Source organism: Collinsella sp. TF06-26, assembly GCF_002232035.1.
In the GTDB taxonomy this organism is placed as follows: domain Bacteria; phylum Actinomycetota; class Coriobacteriia; order Coriobacteriales; family Coriobacteriaceae; genus Collinsella.
This window is the reverse complement of record NZ_NKXR01000003.1, coordinates 98,749-114,589: the sequence shown is the minus strand read 5'-3', so window position 1 is coordinate 114,589 and position 15,841 is coordinate 98,749. Positions and strand designations below refer to the sequence as shown.

The following is a 15,841-nucleotide window of genomic DNA, read 5'->3' as shown; positions in this document are numbered from 1 at the left end:
ACATCAACACATGGCAGACTACGCTTACCTTACGCAACGGTAAGGCAAGCGTAAGCCATATCGATGGTAGCCGACTCGGCTCCTTGCGACTATAGATGCCGTAGACTAATCGCAAGAAAGGACTCGGTATGCAAACCACGCAAACGGCGACCCCGGTACTGGAGGTCGCGCATCTCGAAAAGGTATATGGAGCACTGGGCAACGTGACCCGCGCGCTCAACGATGTCAGCTTTACCGTCAACCGCGGCGAATTCGTCGGCATCATGGGCGCCTCGGGCTCGGGCAAGTCGACGTTGCTCAACTGCGTGTCGACCATCGATAGCGCCACGAGTGGCACCATCCGCATCAACGGCCAGGACGTGACGCGCATGAAGCAGGCCAAGCTTTCGCAGTTCCGCCGCGAGGAGCTGGGCTTTATCTTCCAGGACTCCAACTTGCTCGATACGCTCACGGCGCGCGAGAACATCGCCCTGCCGCTCACCATCGCCCGCACAAACTCGGCAGAGATCTCGACCCGCGTGCAGGACGTGGCCGCGCGCCTGTCCATTAGCCAGGTGCTCGACAAGTATCCCTACCAGATGTCCGGCGGCCAGCAGCAGCGCGTTGCCGCGGCTCGCGCGCTCGTCACCGACCCCACTATGATCATGGCCGACGAGCCCACCGGCGCCCTCGATTCCAAGAGCGCCCGCCTGCTGCTCGAGAGCCTGGAGGCCCTTAACCGCCGCCTGCGCGCCACCGTGCTCATGGTTACGCACGACAGTTTTGCCGCCAGCTACACGAGCCGTGTGCTGTTTATTCGCGACGGCAAGATCTTCACCGAGCTGCGCCGCGGCGACACCGACCGCCGAGAGTTCTTCGACCGCATTATGGAGGTCGTTGCCATGATGGGCGGTGAGGGCTCCGATGCTCTGTAAACTCGCTTGGGGCAACGTCCGCCGCGCCGGCCGCGACTACCTTGTCTACTTGCTGACGCTCACCCTGGGTGTCACGGTCTTCTATGCCTTCAATACCGTCTCGATGCAGGTCGACATTGCCGGCATCAAGGAGGAGGGACTGTCCGAGCTCATGGGCAGCATGCTCGGTTACCTGACGTACTTTTTGGCCGGTGTCATGGCCTTTTTGATGGTGTATGCCAATAACTTCATCATGAAACGCCGCAAGAAGGAGTTTGGCCTGTACCAGGTGCTCGGCATGGGGCGCGGGCGCGTCGCCACGATCATGGCGCTCGAGACGGTGATCGTTTCGGTCGGCGCCTTTGTCGCCGGCATTGTGCTGGGCGTGGGGCTTTCCCAGCTCATGACGTTCTTTACGGCTTCACTCTTCAAGACGCAGATCGCCAATTTCCACTTCTTCTTCTCGGTGCATGCGTTCAACCTGACCCTTGCCTGCATGCTCGCAATGTTTGTGCTCACGCTGCTGCTGAACCTTCGCGCCGTGCGTCGTACCAAACTCATCGAGCTTATGGGTGCCGAGCGTCGCAACGAGAGTATCAAGACACGCAACCCCTGGATCGCGATTGCCATCTTTGCTGTGGGCGCGGTGCTTGTGGGCGTGGCCTATTACCGTCTGCTGCGCGACGGGTTCCCGCTCACCGCGACCGATACCAAGCTGCAGGAGGCCATGAACCAGTTTGGTATCACCACGGCCATGGTTACGGTGGGTACCTTTGCCCTGTTCTGGGGCCTTTCGGGCATGCTTATCAAGCTGCTGCAGGGCCTGCGCAGCGTCTATTGGCGCGGCCTCAATATGTTTACCGTACGCCAGCTTGCGGCCAAGGTCAATACGGTGTGCTTTTCGATGGGCGTCATCGCGATGATCCTGTTTTTGGCCATCACCTCGGTGACGTGCGGTATGTCGATCGCCAACGTGATGAACGAAAACCTGGAGCGCTATAACCCTGTTGACGTGTCTCAGACGTATGTCTATTACACGCCCGAAACGCTCGACTACTACAAGGAGTATGTCAATCCGTCTGAGGCCGATCGCATGGTGCTGGCCGATGCAACGGTCGATTTGTACGCTGCATGGCATGGCGAGCGCAAGTCGGCGGACAACAACGACGAGACCGGCAAAAAGGTCAATATCGCCGATGTTGCCGGTGAGCATGTGCAGATCGATTCGTATCTGAGTTACCCGCTTGGCGGCTCGGGTCCCTCGGTAGCTGCAGGCGAGATGTGCAAGGCCATGGGCGAAAAGCTCCCCAAGGTGCTCGAGGGTAGCAATGCCGATGATATGGGCCTGTTTGTGACGCCGGCGAGCCAGTACAACAAGCTGCGCCAGATGATGGGCGAGGAGCCGGTGAGCATTGGCCGCGACCAGTACGTGCTTACGTGTGATATGGGCGGTGAGCTGGGCGACCTGTACACCAAATATATGGCCGGCGGCCATACCCTCACCTTGGGTGGGCATGAGCTCAAGCCCGCAACCGATAAGTCGGACAAGGACACGGCGGCCATCGCCAACTCGGGGCTCGGTAGCAATCCCGGTACCGTGGTCGTTGCCGATGAGCTGCTGTCCCAGCTTAATCTGCAGCCGTATGCCAGCAACCTGCTCGTTAACTACAAGCGAGGGATGGATGTTGCCGAGGCCGATGAGCTCATTAAATACACTATGCTCGACAACCTGCTCGTTGACGGCAAGGAGCCGGGTTCGTGGGGAGTCTTCATGACACGCTCCGAGCTATATACGCAGGCAGCGCAGATGAACGGCATGATTAGCTATCTGGCTATCTACATCGGCTTTGTACTGGTCGTTGCATGCGCGGCAATTCTGTCGATCCAGCAGCTCTCCAACGTGGCAGATGGCAGCCGCAGCTATCGCGTGCTGGCGCAGATCGGCTGTGACGACCGCCAGATTCGCCATTCGGTGATGGCACAGCAAGCGGTGTTCTTCCTGTTCCCGCTGGCAGTGGGTCTGGCGCACTCCTTTGTGGCGCTCAAGGTGATCATCGAGCTGGTGAGCACGTTTGGCAACATGAGCATCGGCGGCACGGTGGGCCTCACCTGTGCGATTTTCCTGGCAGCCTACGGCGGCTACTTCCTGGTAACGTACCTCATGAGCACCGGCATGGTGCGAGCTGCCATCGCCACCCGCTACAGCGAGTAGCAAGCGGGCAAAACCGTCGCATAACCACAGCGAACAAACGCCGCGAAGGGAGCCGGGCCCCCTTCGCGGCGGTTTTTTGCCCGCCTGATGCATCTCAAAACTAAGTGAGTAGACTTTTTTGGATCTGCCGAGCACATTGCGACAAACGCTCAACAAAACCGCAGGTCAGGGCGGTGGTGTTTTGGGGCGTGCTCGGCATCCCGCCAAAAGCCTACTCACTTGGTTTTACTGCTAGAAAACCGCCGCGAGGGAAAGTAGCTCCCTCGCGGCGGTTTTGGCATTTGCCCAGATAAAACCTGCCAAAATAAACCTGTCCCTTTTTGGTAGGTTATCGTTTCCAAAAGTGGAGGATGAGCGTCGTGCGGTTTTGCTGTTCGGTTTTGACCAGGATGTTGTGGATGTGGGTCTTGACGGTGCCCACGGCAAGGAATAGCTCGTCGGCGATCTCTTGGTTCGATTTGCCCAGCACAACCAGGCGCATGACTTCGGTCTCGCGGTTGGAGAGTTTGTAGGCGTTGCGATAGAAGGGCATCTGCTCTTCGATGTGTCGATCAAGATCGCTGACGTTCTTTTCCTCGGGCGCCTCCTGCATGCGAATCGAAAGCACGTGATAGGCATAGATGATCAGCAGAATCGCAAAGTAGCACGCAAAGATATTCTCGCTAAAGTTGCGCTCGGACAGGTACAGCTGCAGCCAAGAGGGTGCCAGGCTCATGGGAACAACAAGGATGTTGTAGAAATCCTCGGCAACGATGCACCCGACCAGAATGGCGCCGATAATGAGGTGCTTTCGTTGATTGTTGACGCGCGCCTTAAGCTCGACCTGCGTGCTTTTATGCGCCGTCCAAAAGATATATAGTCCCACAAATACAAGGAATACCTGACGCATCGTGTAGTAGAGCCATTGATGCATGGGGCCGTAGGGGACAGCGACAATGATCAGCAGCTCGCTCAGGAAGAACGTTGCGACGGGAATAACAAACTGCTTTTTTGAATGTTTGTCGAGCAAGTCCATGGCAATGAGCCAGATAAAAGCTTGTGAAGCGGTCGCCACAAGGGTCCGCAACACAGGCATGGTAATGGAGTAATAGTCGTTGGCCGGAAAACTCTGGTTTTGCAGCGTGTATTCAAAAAAGAAAATCTCGGTCATCTCGATGGCATAGCAGATAAATACGCCGCTGCCATAGACAAAGAAGCGTCGACGAGACGAGGCATAGGCGGCAAGCGAAAGCACTGCCGTCACAATACAGATCACGAGTATTGCTAGGGTATAGAAGAACATCAGGGTGTTCATCTGCCACCGTCCCATCTCATTTCATCTATGGCCGAGCCCTGTATACCTTGTGGGATATAGACGTCTCAACCCTTCGTTCCATTGCGGATTAGGCGCCGAGATACAGCATAGCCGTATACCGTTCGCGGTTCTAGGTAGTAAACCCCCTGCAAGCTGGCTACCTGCGGGTTTATATTGGTTTAGAGGGGGTGTAACTCCGTGAACGGTCTTTAATCCCGAATAAACTAGGTAAAAATTGCATACGGGTGAATGATGGTCTTGTCAACACGAGGCGTGATGTTCGAGCGCCTCATAGCAATAGTCGGCACGACCGGCGGAAAGGAATCGACATGGCGCTGCCTAAGGATTTCATCGACACCAACGACTTCACCAAAGAGCAGATCCTGGCTATCGAGGATCTTGGCCTGGCAATGAAGAAGGCCATCAAGGTTGACGGTTATTATCCGCACCTGCTCCGCAACCAGAGCCTTGGCATGATCTTCCAGCAGGTTTCCACCCGCACCCGTCTTTCCTTCGAGACCGCCATGTGCGACCTCGGCGGCCATGCTCAGTTCTATGGCCCTGGCACCATTCAGCTCGGTGGCCACGAGTCCCTGGGCGACACCGCTCGCGTCATGGGCGACCTGCTCGACATCATGATGGCTCGCGTTGACCGTCACAAGGACGTCGTCGGCCTCGCCGAGGGCTCCGCTGTGCCCGTCATCAACGGCATGTCCGAGTTCAACCATCCCACGCAGGAGATGGGCGACCTCATGACCATGCTCGAGAACCTCCCCGAGGGCAAGAAGATCGAGGACTGCACCCTGGCCTTCATCGGCGACGCCACCCAGGTCTGCGTCTCCCTCATGTTCATCGCTTCCAAGGTCGGCATGAAGTTTGTCCAGTTTGGACCTAAGGGCCACCAGATCCCCGACGGCGGCCTGCACGTTGGCACCGTCGAGGAGCGCGCCGAGTTCGGCAAGCAGATGATGGCCATCGCCGAGGAGAACTGCAAGGTCTCCGGCGGCTCTGTCGTCATCTCCGACGACATCGAGTGCATCAAGGGCGCCGACTTCATCTACACCGACGTGTGGTATGGCCTGTACGACGAGGAGGTCTCGGGCGAGAACTACATGGACGTGTTCTATCCCAAGTATCAGGTCACCATGGACATGATGAACTTCGCCGGCCCCAACTCCAAGTTCATGCACTGCCTGCCGGCCACCCGCAACGAGGAGGTCGTCGACGAGGTCATGGACGATCCCGAGCGCTCCCTGTGCTGGGTCGAGGCCGAGAACCGCAAGCACTCCATCCGTGCTCTCCTTGCCGCCCTGGGCAAGCGCACCCCGCTCAACGACGAGGGTGTCGAGTACTCCGCCAAGGCTGAGCTCCACGCCGCTCTCGAGGCTCTCGAGCAGCTCTAAGCCTCAAGGCTTCTAAACGCACGTTTGCGGGCGGCGGATGCTCGTCTCCTGTCGCCCGCTCACCGAGGCTCAGGCAATTGCCTTAGTACCTTGGGCCTCGGATCTGTCCAAGACTGAGCGAAGGAGCTCATCATGAGCGACGGAAAGAAAAAGCTTTCCTTTTTGACGGTCATTTCGACCATCATCTGCGTCGTCTTCGTTTGCGAGGCCGCCGCTCCTGCTGCTGCCATTGGCAACCAGCAGTTCTTCTGGTGGATCTTCCTGATCCTGACCTTCCTGCTTCCCTACGGCATGGTTGTTGCCGAGCTCGGTACCACCTATGACGGCGAGGGCGGCATTTACGACTGGGTACGCGATGGCCTGGGCGACAAATGGGGCGCCCGCATCTCGTACTACTACTGGGTCAACTACCCGCTGTGGATCGCCTCGCTGGCTACCATGTTCCCCGACATTTTGGGCATGGTCTTTGGCGTCGAGTTCAACTTGATCGCCAAGATGGGTATCGATCTTGCCTTTGTGTGGATCGTCTATCTCATGGGCCGCTCCAAGGCGGCCGACTCCGAGTGGGTCCTTAACGGTGGCGCCATCATCAAGGTCGCCGTCGCCGTTATCGTTGGCGCTTTGGGCATTTGGTATGCCATGGAGAACGGTTTTGCGAACGACATGTCCGCTGCCACCTTCCTGCCCGAGCTCACCAACACCAACGCTCTCGGCTACCTGTCGATCATCATCTTTAACTTCATGGGCTTCGAGGTCATCTGCACCATGACCGACGACATGGCCGATCCCGCTCGCGATATCCCCAAGGCTATCATCGTCGGTGGCCTGTCCATCGCCGTGATCTACCTGTTCGCTGGCTTTGGCATCGGTGCTGCTGTGCCGGCCGATTCCATCGACCCCGACTATGGCATGATTGTCGCAGTCCAGACCATGGTGGGCGACTCCATGATCTTCAAGGTCATCTGCATCGCCTTCCTGATCACCCTGTTCGCCAACATGGCCGCCTGGTCCTTCGGCGTCAACTCCGTCGCCCGCTACGCTGCCGAGCACGGCAACATGCCCAAGGTCTTCGCCTCGATGATCTCGGATGACGACATGCCCAACGGCGCCAACCTGGTCAACGCCATCGTTGCCTCCCTGGTGCTGTGCCTGCAGCTCGTACCCATCGACGCCATCTCCAACGGTGTCTTCTGGATGCTCTTCGGCACCTCCGTCGTCTTCCTGCTGCTGACCTACATCCCGATGTTCCCGGCGTTCCTCAACCTTCGCAAGAACGACCCCAACCGCGAGCGTATCTTCACGTTCCCGTTTAAGGGCGCCATGATGAAGGTCATGCTGGCCATCCCTTGCATCGAGCTGATCCTGGCCATCGTTGCAACGCTGGTGCCGCTCTCTGCCGCTGAAATTGGCGACAAGCTCCCGATGATCGTTATCTTCATCGTGCTTCTGCTCATCGGCGAGGTTGTCCGCGTCGTCAGCGCCAAGAGCCGCGAGACCGAGTACAAGGGCCTCACTCCCGAGCTGGCAGCTCAGCGTCTCGCTGAGGAGGCCGCCGAGGCCGAGGAGAACTAGAGCACCCGGTTCTGGGGCTCCAACCCTCCTCGCGTACCAACGTGCGCTTCGTCGGGCTTGTCGCTCCCGACTCCGGGCACTCTAGCCTCTTCGGAGACGTGCCCAAGCGACAGGTTTGCTAACCATTCCCCGGGGTGGGTGTGAGCGATAGCTCCGGTAACCACCGCCCACCCCAATCTCTCTTCCGTATCCTTCGTGCGTTTTGTCTCCGCGCACTTGGTTACGTCGTCGCTTGCCGGTGCGATTCCGTGAAAACCGGCGTCGGGCGCCCCGACCTTTGCCGAGGAACGGGCGCCTACCATCTCTTGGTTTTAGGCTGCGGGCAACCCGCCCGCGGCAAGCGATCGTTCGATTTGGAGGAAATCTTATGCGTACGATCACCGAGTCCGAGTCCACCCCCAAGGCCGACGGCTTCTTTATGCCCGCTGAGTTCGCCCCGCAGGATCGCGTGTGGATGGGTTGGCCCCACCGCACCGACACCTGGGCCCACGGCGCCAAGCCGGCTCAGAAGCAGTATGCCGCCATCGCCCGCGCCATCGCCGAGTTCACCCCGGTTACCATGTGCGCCAACCAGGTCGACTATGCCAACTGCAAGGCCGTCTTCGAGGAGGACGAGAACGTCACCGTCATCGAGATGACCACCGACGATGCCTGGTTCCGCGACACCGCCGCCACCTACGTCATCAACGGCAAGGGCGAGAAGCGCGCCAACCACTGGCACTTCAACGCTTACGGTGGCCTTGTGGATGGCCTCTATTTCCCGTGGGACAAGGACGAGCAGATCGCCCTTAAGATGGCTGAGCTCTCCGGCTGCCGTCGCTATCGTCCCGATGACATGATCCTCGAGGGCGGCTCCATCACCGTCGACGGCGAGGGCACCCTTGTCGTGACCGACCAGTGCCTGCTTTCCCCGGGCCGCACCTGCTCTGCGGTTCTGGAGGAGGAAGAGGATCCCGAGTCCATCTGGCCCAAGTTCCACAAGAAGTTTGAGCCCTGGAGCGAGGAGCTTCGCGCCTATATGGACGAGCACCTCAAGGATTACCTGGGTGTCGAGAAGGTCATCTGGGTCAAGGAGGGCATCGACCCCGAGGAGACCAACGGCCACATCGATGACGTCGCCACGTTCATCGCTCCGGGCGTCATGGCCTGCATCTGGACCGACGATCCCGAGTATCCGTTCTACGAGCAGTGCCACGCTGCCTACGAGACCCTCTCCAACGCCGTTGACGCTAAGGGCCGCAAGATGAAGGTCTACAAGCTCTGCATGCCCGTGAACCCGCTGTTCATGGACCAGGCTTCCTGCGACACCATCGACGCCGACGAGAACGCCGAGCCGCGCGTCCCCGACGAGCCGCTGATCGCCTCTTACATGAACTACCTGGTCACCAACCACGGCGTTATCGTCCCGCAGTACGGCGACGAGAACGACCAGCTGGCCGTTGACACGCTCCAGAAGATTTACGACGAGGTCTGGGGCGAGGGCGTCTACAAGTGCGTCGGCGTCCAGTCCGAGCAGGTCGTCTTCGGCGGCGGCAATATCCACTGCATTACGCAGCAGGAGCCGTCCGCGTAATTGTCTGGCTTCCCGAGGCACGGCACCTTGCCCTTCAATCGTCGGGCATGACCCTTAAGGTCTATGCCCTCCTCTTTCAGGGCAATCTGCCGCACCTCGGAAACCCAGCCGATCACGCAGACGCTTAATCGTTTGGCTTCCTGAGCCGTGATGCTTCGGGAACCCAGCCGATCAATCGGACAATCGGCGAATCGAACCATCTTGGGGCATTGATGGTCTGGTTGCTCGATGTCTTGGTCGGCTGGGTTTTCTGTTGAAGCAGATTTGCTTTCCCCCTCTTTGTCTGCTGCGTTGGTTTTTGGGTTACCTGGCGCAGCGGCGTGGAACGGGCACTCCGTTGCCTCCACTTCGGAGTGTCCGCCTCTTTGATTGAGTACGCGTCTGATCTGGGATTTATTGCGGGTTAGGCCAATTGTTCGCTTGAATTTCCCAGGTCAGACGCGTCTGCAATTGCCAAAAGATTCCGGTCGCAATCGCGGCCGTTTTGATCGGAGTATCTATGTACCAGCGTATCGTTATCTACACGCGCCTGTTCCGCGAGCGTTGGTCCAACGATTGCATCCTCTCTTCTCTTTGGGATGGCACCTGCACCGGTGACGCGGCCTGCAACCCTACCTTGGGCTGCGCCTTCGGTACAGATGCCATCCTTTTTGCTGTAGGGGGAGCGTGCCATGGCAGGTAAAAAGTTCTCCCTGATCGAGGTCATCCTTTCGGTTATCTGCGTCGTGTTTACCATCGAGGCGGCGGCTCCGGCATCTGCCATGGGCAACGTGCAGTTCTTCTGGTGGATCTTCCTTATCATTACGTTTTTGCTTCCCTATGGTCTGGTGGTGGCCGAGCTGGGTACGGCGTTTGATTCCGAGGGCGGCCTGTACGATTGGGTTCGCTTGGGCCTGGGCGACCGTTGGGGCGCCCGTTGCTCTTGGTGCTACTGGGTTAACTTTCCGCTGTGGGTGGCAAGTATCGCCTGCATGTTCCCCAGTGTCATTAATGCGGTGTGGGGTATCGAGTTTTCACTCGGGATCCGAATTGCCATCGAGATTGCCTTTGTGTGGGGCGTCACGGTCATGGCAATGCAGCCGGTTGCCGAGGCCGATTGGGTCATGGACGGCGGCGCCGTCATCAAGGTGCTCATTACCGCTGTGGTGGGAATCGTCGGCATCTGGTTTGCCTGCAATAACGGCTTTGCCAACGACATGTCGTTTAAGACCTTCATTCCAGATCTGGGCGACACCAATTCGTTGACGTACCTATCGATCATCCTATTCAACTTTATGGGCTTTGAGGTGGTCGCGACTTTTGCCAGCACGATGAAGAACCCGTCGTGCGATATCCCCAAGGCGGTTATTGCCGGTGGCGTGGCCATTGCGGCAATTTACATCATTTGCGGCATTGGCATTGGAGCCGCGGTTCCCACCGAGCAGCTTTCACTCGATTCGGGCATTGTGGACGCAGTCGCCGCTATGGTGGGGCGCGCTCACCCGCTGACGATGGTCGTTGGCGTGGCCTTTTTGGTGACGCTGTTCGCCAACATGATCTGCTGGAGCTTTGGCGTCAACAACGTGGCGAGCTATGCCGCGCGCCATGGCAACATGCCGCGCCCCTTTGCGCTGGTGTCCAAGAAGACCGGCATGCCCAATGGCTCGGCAATCATTAACGGTTGTTTTGCCAGCTTGGTGCTGCTACTTCAGATTCCGCTGGGCGAGGGTTCCGACGTTTTTTGGGTATTCTTTTCGATGAACGTCGTCTTTCTGCTCATGAGCTATATCCCGATGTTCCCAGCGTTTTGGCGCCTGCGTAAATATGACGATCGCCCGCGCGTGTTCCGTGCACCCTTCGAGGGCAAGGTGCTTGCGGTGGCACTTGCGATTCCCGTGGTGGAGCTTGTGCTTTCGATTGTCGCTACGATTGTGCCGCTCAACGGCTCGCCCGCCGAAATGGCAAAGTTGCCCATTCTCATGGGTGTGGTGATCGTCGTGTTGCTGGGCGAGGTTTCGCGCCTCATATCGCGCCGCGGCCGCAGCGTCGACAATCCCGGCGTTGGTGCAAGGGAATCAGGTTTCTTTGCACCAAAACAGTAGCGCCGCGAGTTGCGCAGCGCTTGCTGTGTCTTGGATTACTGCTCGCAGTGCTCGGGATCAGAAGCGAGCTTAGGCGCAAAGTAGGGAACGTGGCCCAGGTAGGGGCAGCTGTCCGAACGCGCCTCGACGACACAGGGGACGTCATTGTAGGTAAGTGAGTCGCTCAGGTGGACGATGGCCTTGGCGACAGGGGCGACGAGTATTTTGAGCGGTGCGATAGGCGCCATGGCATCTCCTTTCATCGGTGAGACACAGCTTGTTTATCTAAACGATACAGTACGTTTAATCGGTGAGTCTAATCTTGCGGCAAAGAATCTGTCAACATCCTCACGGCATCTAGACAGGGGAGGCGGGCATGAGTTTCGCGTTCTATATCTACACCACGATTATCATGGGTGTGGCTCTGGTGACCAGTGCCGTGGCATTGGTGGTTTGGCTCATGACGCGCCGTCGCGACAGCCTGGTGGCCGCGGCGGGCTTTTTGCTCTACATGCTCGATATGTCGGTCATTTTTTTTGACGAGTACAATCGGCTCAAATACGACTACGCTGTTACCTTTAGCGAGCCGTTGCAGCACCCCTTGCTGCGCTGCGTGCTCGGTATTGCCATCTATGCCTGCGTGGTACTGTGGATGTTTGCGCGCTTGCGCAAAAGGCCGACGTCGCGCATGCTCGGACTTGCTATCGTGCCGTTTTCAATCTTGCAATTGGTGCTGGTGCCTCGCAGCGGTGCTGCCGGAGAGATGCAGCAGTATCTCTTTTGGCTCACGCGTGACCTGGGCAATGTAGGATGTCTTGCCTATGCCGCCTGGCATTACCGGCACAGGGCCACGCGTGTTGAGAAACTCGACCTCGACCGCTCAAAGCTCTTTTGGAAGGTGGCACTCGTTCTTGCGTTTTGCGTAATCGCCGAGGACACCTACATGATTTTGCTCTGCCGCCCCGACTCTCAAAACCCCGTCATCAGCCTCTTTTTGTGGTATCTGTCCGAGCGCAATATCTCCGAAAACGTGCTGCTCGTGGCATGCGCGGTCCAACTCTTTTGCCAGTTTAGCCATATCCTGCGCGTGTATGCCCGTCATCCGCGTGCCGATGAGGACGTGGCGGCCGAGAGCGCACGCTCTGGGGACGATCTAGCATCACGCGTTGTGATCTATGCCGATGCCCATAAGCTGTCGCGGCGCGAGCAGGAGGTGCTCACGCTGGTGCTGAAGGGCAACGACGCCCAAAACATCGCCAGCGAGTTGGTCATCAGCCCTGGCACTGTCAAGGCGCACTTGCATCGCATCTACGTTAAAAGCGGTGTCTCCAACCGAGATGACCTCATAGATGCCTTTTGGCGTTCCTAGTCCTATTCTTCCTTGCATGCGGGTCTTGCCGTGTGGGCGGGCACGCCGTTGGGCGTAATGACGCGGTAATAATCTCAGACAATAAACCTGCAGGTAAAGCGTGTAAACCTGCTTAAACTGACCGTTTGCGATCCCTGGCCTTGGCACGGATTTGCCCCTGTGTATCAATGGGTGTAGCGCGAAGCCGCGGACGTGGGACAGACGTCCGAGCACGGCTTGTAGGCACGCGCCGATGCGGGAGCGCTACGCTCCCAACCGAGTGCCCACGCGGGCGGTGCGTCCGCGTTGCAACCAAAGATGCCTGAGGAGGCTCACATGGACAAGGCTGATGTAGTTATCAAGAGCAACGCCGTCTTTACCGGCGATGGGCTCGAGCCGTTTAAGGGCGGCGTTGCCGTGCGCGGTGATAAGATTGTTGCCTGCGGTGACGATGCTCACCTGGCACCGTTTATCGGTCCCGATACCGAGGTGCGCGACTTTGGCGACCAGCTCGTCATGCCCGGCCTGATCGACTCGCACACGCATTTTGCCCAGGGCGCGTTTATGACCGACCCCGATTTTGCCGTCAACCTCATCGACTGCACCAGTTTTGAGATGGCGATGGAACGTGTCGTGGCGTTTGCGGCCGACCATCCCGATAACGAGTGGATTCTGGGCTGCCAGATTATCCAGTTCCAGTGGGATGTCCCCGAGATGCCCACAGCCGCGATGATCGATGAGTACATCTCGGACCGCCCGGTCTTTCTGCAGCAGGTTGACCTGCATACCTTTAGTGCCAATACCTGCGCCATCAACAAGGTGGGAGTAACTTCGCAGACGCCCGATCCCGCAGGCGGCAAGATCCTTAAGGATGCCGAGGGCAATCTGACGGGCGTGTTTTCCAACAACGCCGGCGTCTTCTTTATGGACGAGGTCTACGACCCAGCGCCCGAGGTTGTTGACGCGTCGTTTGCAAAAACCGCCCGGCGCGCCAATGCCCTGGGAATCACTACGGTCGGCATGGTCAATCCTACGTTTGTGAGCATGGAAAACCCGTATGCGGTGTTGGCAGGTCTTAATGCCAAGGGCGACTTGCCACTGCGCGTGTTCCTGTACACCGATCTGTTCGAAAACGAGTCCTTAACGCTCGAGCAGATCAAGGAGAAATACGCCTTCTCGGGTACGCAGGTCGAGTGGCACGGCTTTAAGCAGTTTCTTGATGGCGTGTGCTCCGACCACACCGCTTGGATGCTTGAACCCTATTCCAACGCGCCCGATACCTGCGGTGAGCCCGCGGAGGATCCAGAGCGCATCCGTGCCGCCATTGTCAGGGCGCAGGAATGGGGCGTTGACACGCGCGTCCATACGATCGGCGATCGCTCGGTGCGTTTTGTGCTTGATTGCTTTGAGGAGGGCGAGCGCTTGCATGGTAAGCGGGGTTGCCGCCACTCCATGGAGCACAACGAGACGGTTCAGCCCGAGGATCTGCCGCGCTATGCCGAGCTGGGTATATGCCCTGGTATGCAGCCGTGGCACATGCTGCTCGATATGGCTGACCTTGCCAAGGACGATGCCGTGGGCCCCGAGCGTGCTGCGCTTTCGTGGCCCCTGCATAGCCTGCTTGCCAGCGGTGCCGTGGTGCACCTGGGCAGTGACTTCCCCGTTGTGGGCTTGGAGCCCATGGAGGAGGTGTACGGCGCGGTCTTCCGCATGCTCGAGGACGGCTCCAACCCAGAAGGGTGGTTCCCGCAGGAGCGCATCACCATGGCCGAGGCCCTGCGCGCCTACACCTACGGCAGCGCCTACGCCATGCATGCCGAGGATCGCATCGGTACGCTCGCATGCGGCAAACAGGCTGATATCTGTGTGCTCGACCGTAACCTCTTTGACTGCGAACCGGCTGAGGTCCTCGAGGCCACGGCGTCTCTCACGATGATTGCCGGCAAGGTGGTCTACGAGGCCTAGCGGGGCTGCTGCATCGCTAGGCGGTGCCGCAGCCTGTGCGTGCCGCCCATCCATTCATGCATCCATTCATCAATCTCTCATGGAAAGGGGAGAACAATGGCAGAAGAAACGACCGCCGCTGTTGAGGAGGAGCGTGAGCTTGCCTCGCAGCCGATTCCCGGCCTGGTGCGCAAGTACACCATCATCACCGGCCAGGGTATGCTCGCCCAGATTATCATGGTGGTCCTTGAGGGCCTCGTGATGGGTTGGGGCCTGGGTGCACACGGCCTGGCCTGTGTTTCGATCATCATGTCGGTCGAGTACATTAACCTGGCCTTTGGCAACCTGTTTGGCACCGGCGTGCCCGCCGTGGTGGGCAACCTTTTGGGTGCCGGCGACATTAAGGGCGCCAGCAAGGCGTTTAGCCAGGGTTTTTGGCTTACCACGATTGTGAGTGTGCTGCTTGCTGTGGTGATGGCTGTGTTTACCGAGCCCATCTGCGCATTCTTCGGCGCCACGCCCGACATCATGGCCGATACCGTTGCCGGCGTGCGCACCTTCTCCGTGCTGCTGCCGCTCACGGTCATTGGTCAGATGGTCACCGCCGTCATGCGTGTGGACGAGAAGGTTCAGATCCAGGCCAACCTCATGACCGTGTCTGCCATCGTCGCTATCTGCTGGCTTGCGCTTTCCACGTTTGTGCTCAAGCTTGGCGTTATGGGAGCTGGCGTGTACTACGGTCTTTCCATCGGTATCTGGGCCATCGGTATCTTCTGGTTCATCGGCGGTAAGAAGTCGCAGCTCCAGATCAGCGCCGCCGACCTCAAACTCGACATGGCCATCTGCGGCCAGATCATCAAGATTGGTTTCCCGTTCTTTTTGGTGCAAGCTGCCACGTTCATCTTCAACACCGTTGCCAACTCGTTGCTTGGCCAGCTCGGCGGCGACATGGGTTCGCTCTACATCGCGGCCTTTGGTGTGATCAACGGCTACATCCTCTACATTACCATGATGGTCGCCCAGTGCTTCTCGTACGGCCTGCAGCCCATTGCCGCCTTCAACGCCGGCGCCAAGGCGTGGGCGCGCCTCAAGGAAACGCTCTCCTGCACGCTTAAGTACCAGGTCGTGACGCTTGCTGCGGTGTCTGCTGTGCTATGGGTGGCCGCAACGCCGGTCTGCGCCTTTTTTGCTGGTAGCGACCCGGCGCTCGTCGAGGTTGCCGCCAACGCCACGCGCATCGTTATCCTGGCCGTGGCCCTGGGCTATCTTGCCATGACCATGTCGATGTACTTCCAGGCGGTTGAGAAGGTGGGTATCGCCACGTTCACCGGTCTGCTCCGCTACGTGATCTGCTCCGTGCCGCTTATGTACCTGCTTGGCAACATGATGGGCGTTCAGGGTGTCTGGTTTGCCTTGGTGGCGGCTGACGCCATCACTGGTCTTATCTCCATCGCCCTCGCCGTCCGCGAATCCAAGCGACTTGCCACGCTCTAGACTCGGACACGGCCGGCCCGCGATAGTCGAATAAGTCAACTCGCCTGC

General features: G+C 58.6%; 12 protein-coding genes. 10 read left to right on the top strand and 2 right to left on the bottom strand.

Features of this window, described 5'->3' with window-relative positions; genetic code table 11:
- The first annotated feature begins 128 nt into the window (after positions 1–128).
- Positions 129–914 carry an ABC transporter ATP-binding protein gene (locus CHY22_RS03035; protein ID WP_089572375.1) on the top strand — a complete coding sequence of 262 codons (786 nt, stop codon included), beginning with the start codon at positions 129–131 and terminating at the stop codon, positions 912–914.
- Positions 904–3,105: an ABC transporter permease gene (locus CHY22_RS03030; RefSeq protein ID WP_089572374.1), complete on the top strand. Its 2,202-nt coding sequence runs from the start codon at positions 904–906 to the stop codon at positions 3,103–3,105. Before CHY22_RS03035 ends, CHY22_RS03030 begins: the two co-directional genes overlap by 11 nt.
- A gap of 328 nt (positions 3,106–3,433) precedes the next feature.
- On the opposite strand, the gene CHY22_RS03025 is transcribed toward CHY22_RS03030, so the two are convergent.
- Positions 3,434–4,399 (bottom strand): LuxR C-terminal-related transcriptional regulator, encoded by a 966-nt coding sequence (locus tag CHY22_RS03025; RefSeq protein ID WP_158551161.1) that lies wholly within the window; start codon positions 4,397–4,399, stop codon positions 3,434–3,436.
- 329 nt (positions 4,400–4,728) lie between these two features.
- Here CHY22_RS03025 and ptcA point away from each other — a divergent pair, with 329 nt between their 5' ends.
- The 5 genes from ptcA (at position 4,729) to CHY22_RS03000 (ending at position 11,028) form a co-directional block, all read left to right on the top strand.
- Complete coding sequence (ptcA, locus tag CHY22_RS03020; protein WP_089572372.1) at positions 4,729–5,802, top strand: putrescine carbamoyltransferase; 1,074 nt, start codon at positions 4,729–4,731, stop codon at positions 5,800–5,802.
- 132 nt (positions 5,803–5,934) lie between these two features.
- Positions 5,935–7,374 carry an APC family permease gene (locus CHY22_RS03015; RefSeq protein WP_089572371.1) on the top strand — a complete coding sequence of 480 codons (1,440 nt, stop codon included), beginning with the start codon at positions 5,935–5,937 and terminating at the stop codon, positions 7,372–7,374.
- A gap of 367 nt (positions 7,375–7,741) precedes the next feature.
- On the top strand, positions 7,742–8,947 hold the full coding sequence (locus CHY22_RS03005; protein ID WP_089572369.1) for an agmatine deiminase family protein: 1,206 nt from the start codon (positions 7,742–7,744) through the stop codon (positions 8,945–8,947).
- Between the two features lie 499 nt (positions 8,948–9,446).
- Entirely contained in the window at positions 9,447–9,629 is a 183-nt protein-coding gene (locus tag CHY22_RS09935) for a hypothetical protein (RefSeq protein WP_143759205.1), read from the top strand.
- Positions 9,619–11,028: an APC family permease gene (locus tag CHY22_RS03000; RefSeq protein ID WP_089572368.1), complete on the top strand. Its 1,410-nt coding sequence runs from the start codon at positions 9,619–9,621 to the stop codon at positions 11,026–11,028. The genes CHY22_RS09935 and CHY22_RS03000 overlap by 11 nt, the downstream gene beginning before the upstream one ends.
- Before the next feature lie 35 nt (positions 11,029–11,063).
- Here CHY22_RS03000 and CHY22_RS02995 read toward each other — a convergent pair whose 3' ends face one another.
- Complete coding sequence (locus CHY22_RS02995; RefSeq protein ID WP_089572367.1) at positions 11,064–11,255, bottom strand: hypothetical protein; 192 nt, start codon at positions 11,253–11,255, stop codon at positions 11,064–11,066.
- A gap of 128 nt (positions 11,256–11,383) precedes the next feature.
- Here CHY22_RS02995 and CHY22_RS02990 point away from each other — a divergent pair, with 128 nt between their 5' ends.
- From CHY22_RS02990 to CHY22_RS02980, 3 genes are all read left to right on the top strand, one after another.
- Positions 11,384–12,376 carry a helix-turn-helix transcriptional regulator gene (locus tag CHY22_RS02990; RefSeq protein ID WP_089572366.1) on the top strand — a complete coding sequence of 331 codons (993 nt, stop codon included), beginning with the start codon at positions 11,384–11,386 and terminating at the stop codon, positions 12,374–12,376.
- 315 nt (positions 12,377–12,691) lie between these two features.
- Entirely contained in the window at positions 12,692–14,320 is a 1,629-nt protein-coding gene (locus CHY22_RS02985) for an amidohydrolase (RefSeq protein WP_158550994.1), read from the top strand.
- 96 nt (positions 14,321–14,416) lie between these two features.
- The gene (locus tag CHY22_RS02980) at positions 14,417–15,793 is read left to right on the top strand and encodes an MATE family efflux transporter (protein WP_089572364.1); all 1,377 of its coding nucleotides are present in this window, start codon (positions 14,417–14,419) and stop codon (positions 15,791–15,793) included.
- Positions 15,794–15,841: the final 48 nt, after the last annotated feature.

Bases quoted from the DNA above. Each gene is read 5' to 3' on its own strand.
- CHY22_RS03035 (WP_089572375.1), top strand. From the start codon at position 129: ATGCAAACCACGCAAACGGCGACCCCGGTACTGGAGGTCGCGCATCTC.
- CHY22_RS03030 (WP_089572374.1), top strand. From the start codon at position 904: ATGCTCTGTAAACTCGCTTGGGGCAACGTCCGCCGCGCCGGCCGCGAC.
- CHY22_RS03025 (WP_158551161.1), bottom strand. From the start codon at position 4,399: ATGAACACCCTGATGTTCTTCTATACCCTAGCAATACTCGTGATCTGT.
- ptcA (WP_089572372.1), top strand. From the start codon at position 4,729: ATGGCGCTGCCTAAGGATTTCATCGACACCAACGACTTCACCAAAGAG.
- CHY22_RS03015 (WP_089572371.1), top strand. From the start codon at position 5,935: ATGAGCGACGGAAAGAAAAAGCTTTCCTTTTTGACGGTCATTTCGACC.
- CHY22_RS03005 (WP_089572369.1), top strand. From the start codon at position 7,742: ATGCGTACGATCACCGAGTCCGAGTCCACCCCCAAGGCCGACGGCTTC.
- CHY22_RS09935 (WP_143759205.1), top strand. From the start codon at position 9,447: ATGTACCAGCGTATCGTTATCTACACGCGCCTGTTCCGCGAGCGTTGG.
- CHY22_RS03000 (WP_089572368.1), top strand. From the start codon at position 9,619: ATGGCAGGTAAAAAGTTCTCCCTGATCGAGGTCATCCTTTCGGTTATC.
- CHY22_RS02995 (WP_089572367.1), bottom strand. From the start codon at position 11,255: ATGGCGCCTATCGCACCGCTCAAAATACTCGTCGCCCCTGTCGCCAAG.
- CHY22_RS02990 (WP_089572366.1), top strand. From the start codon at position 11,384: ATGAGTTTCGCGTTCTATATCTACACCACGATTATCATGGGTGTGGCT.
- CHY22_RS02985 (WP_158550994.1), top strand. From the start codon at position 12,692: ATGGACAAGGCTGATGTAGTTATCAAGAGCAACGCCGTCTTTACCGGC.
- CHY22_RS02980 (WP_089572364.1), top strand. From the start codon at position 14,417: ATGGCAGAAGAAACGACCGCCGCTGTTGAGGAGGAGCGTGAGCTTGCC.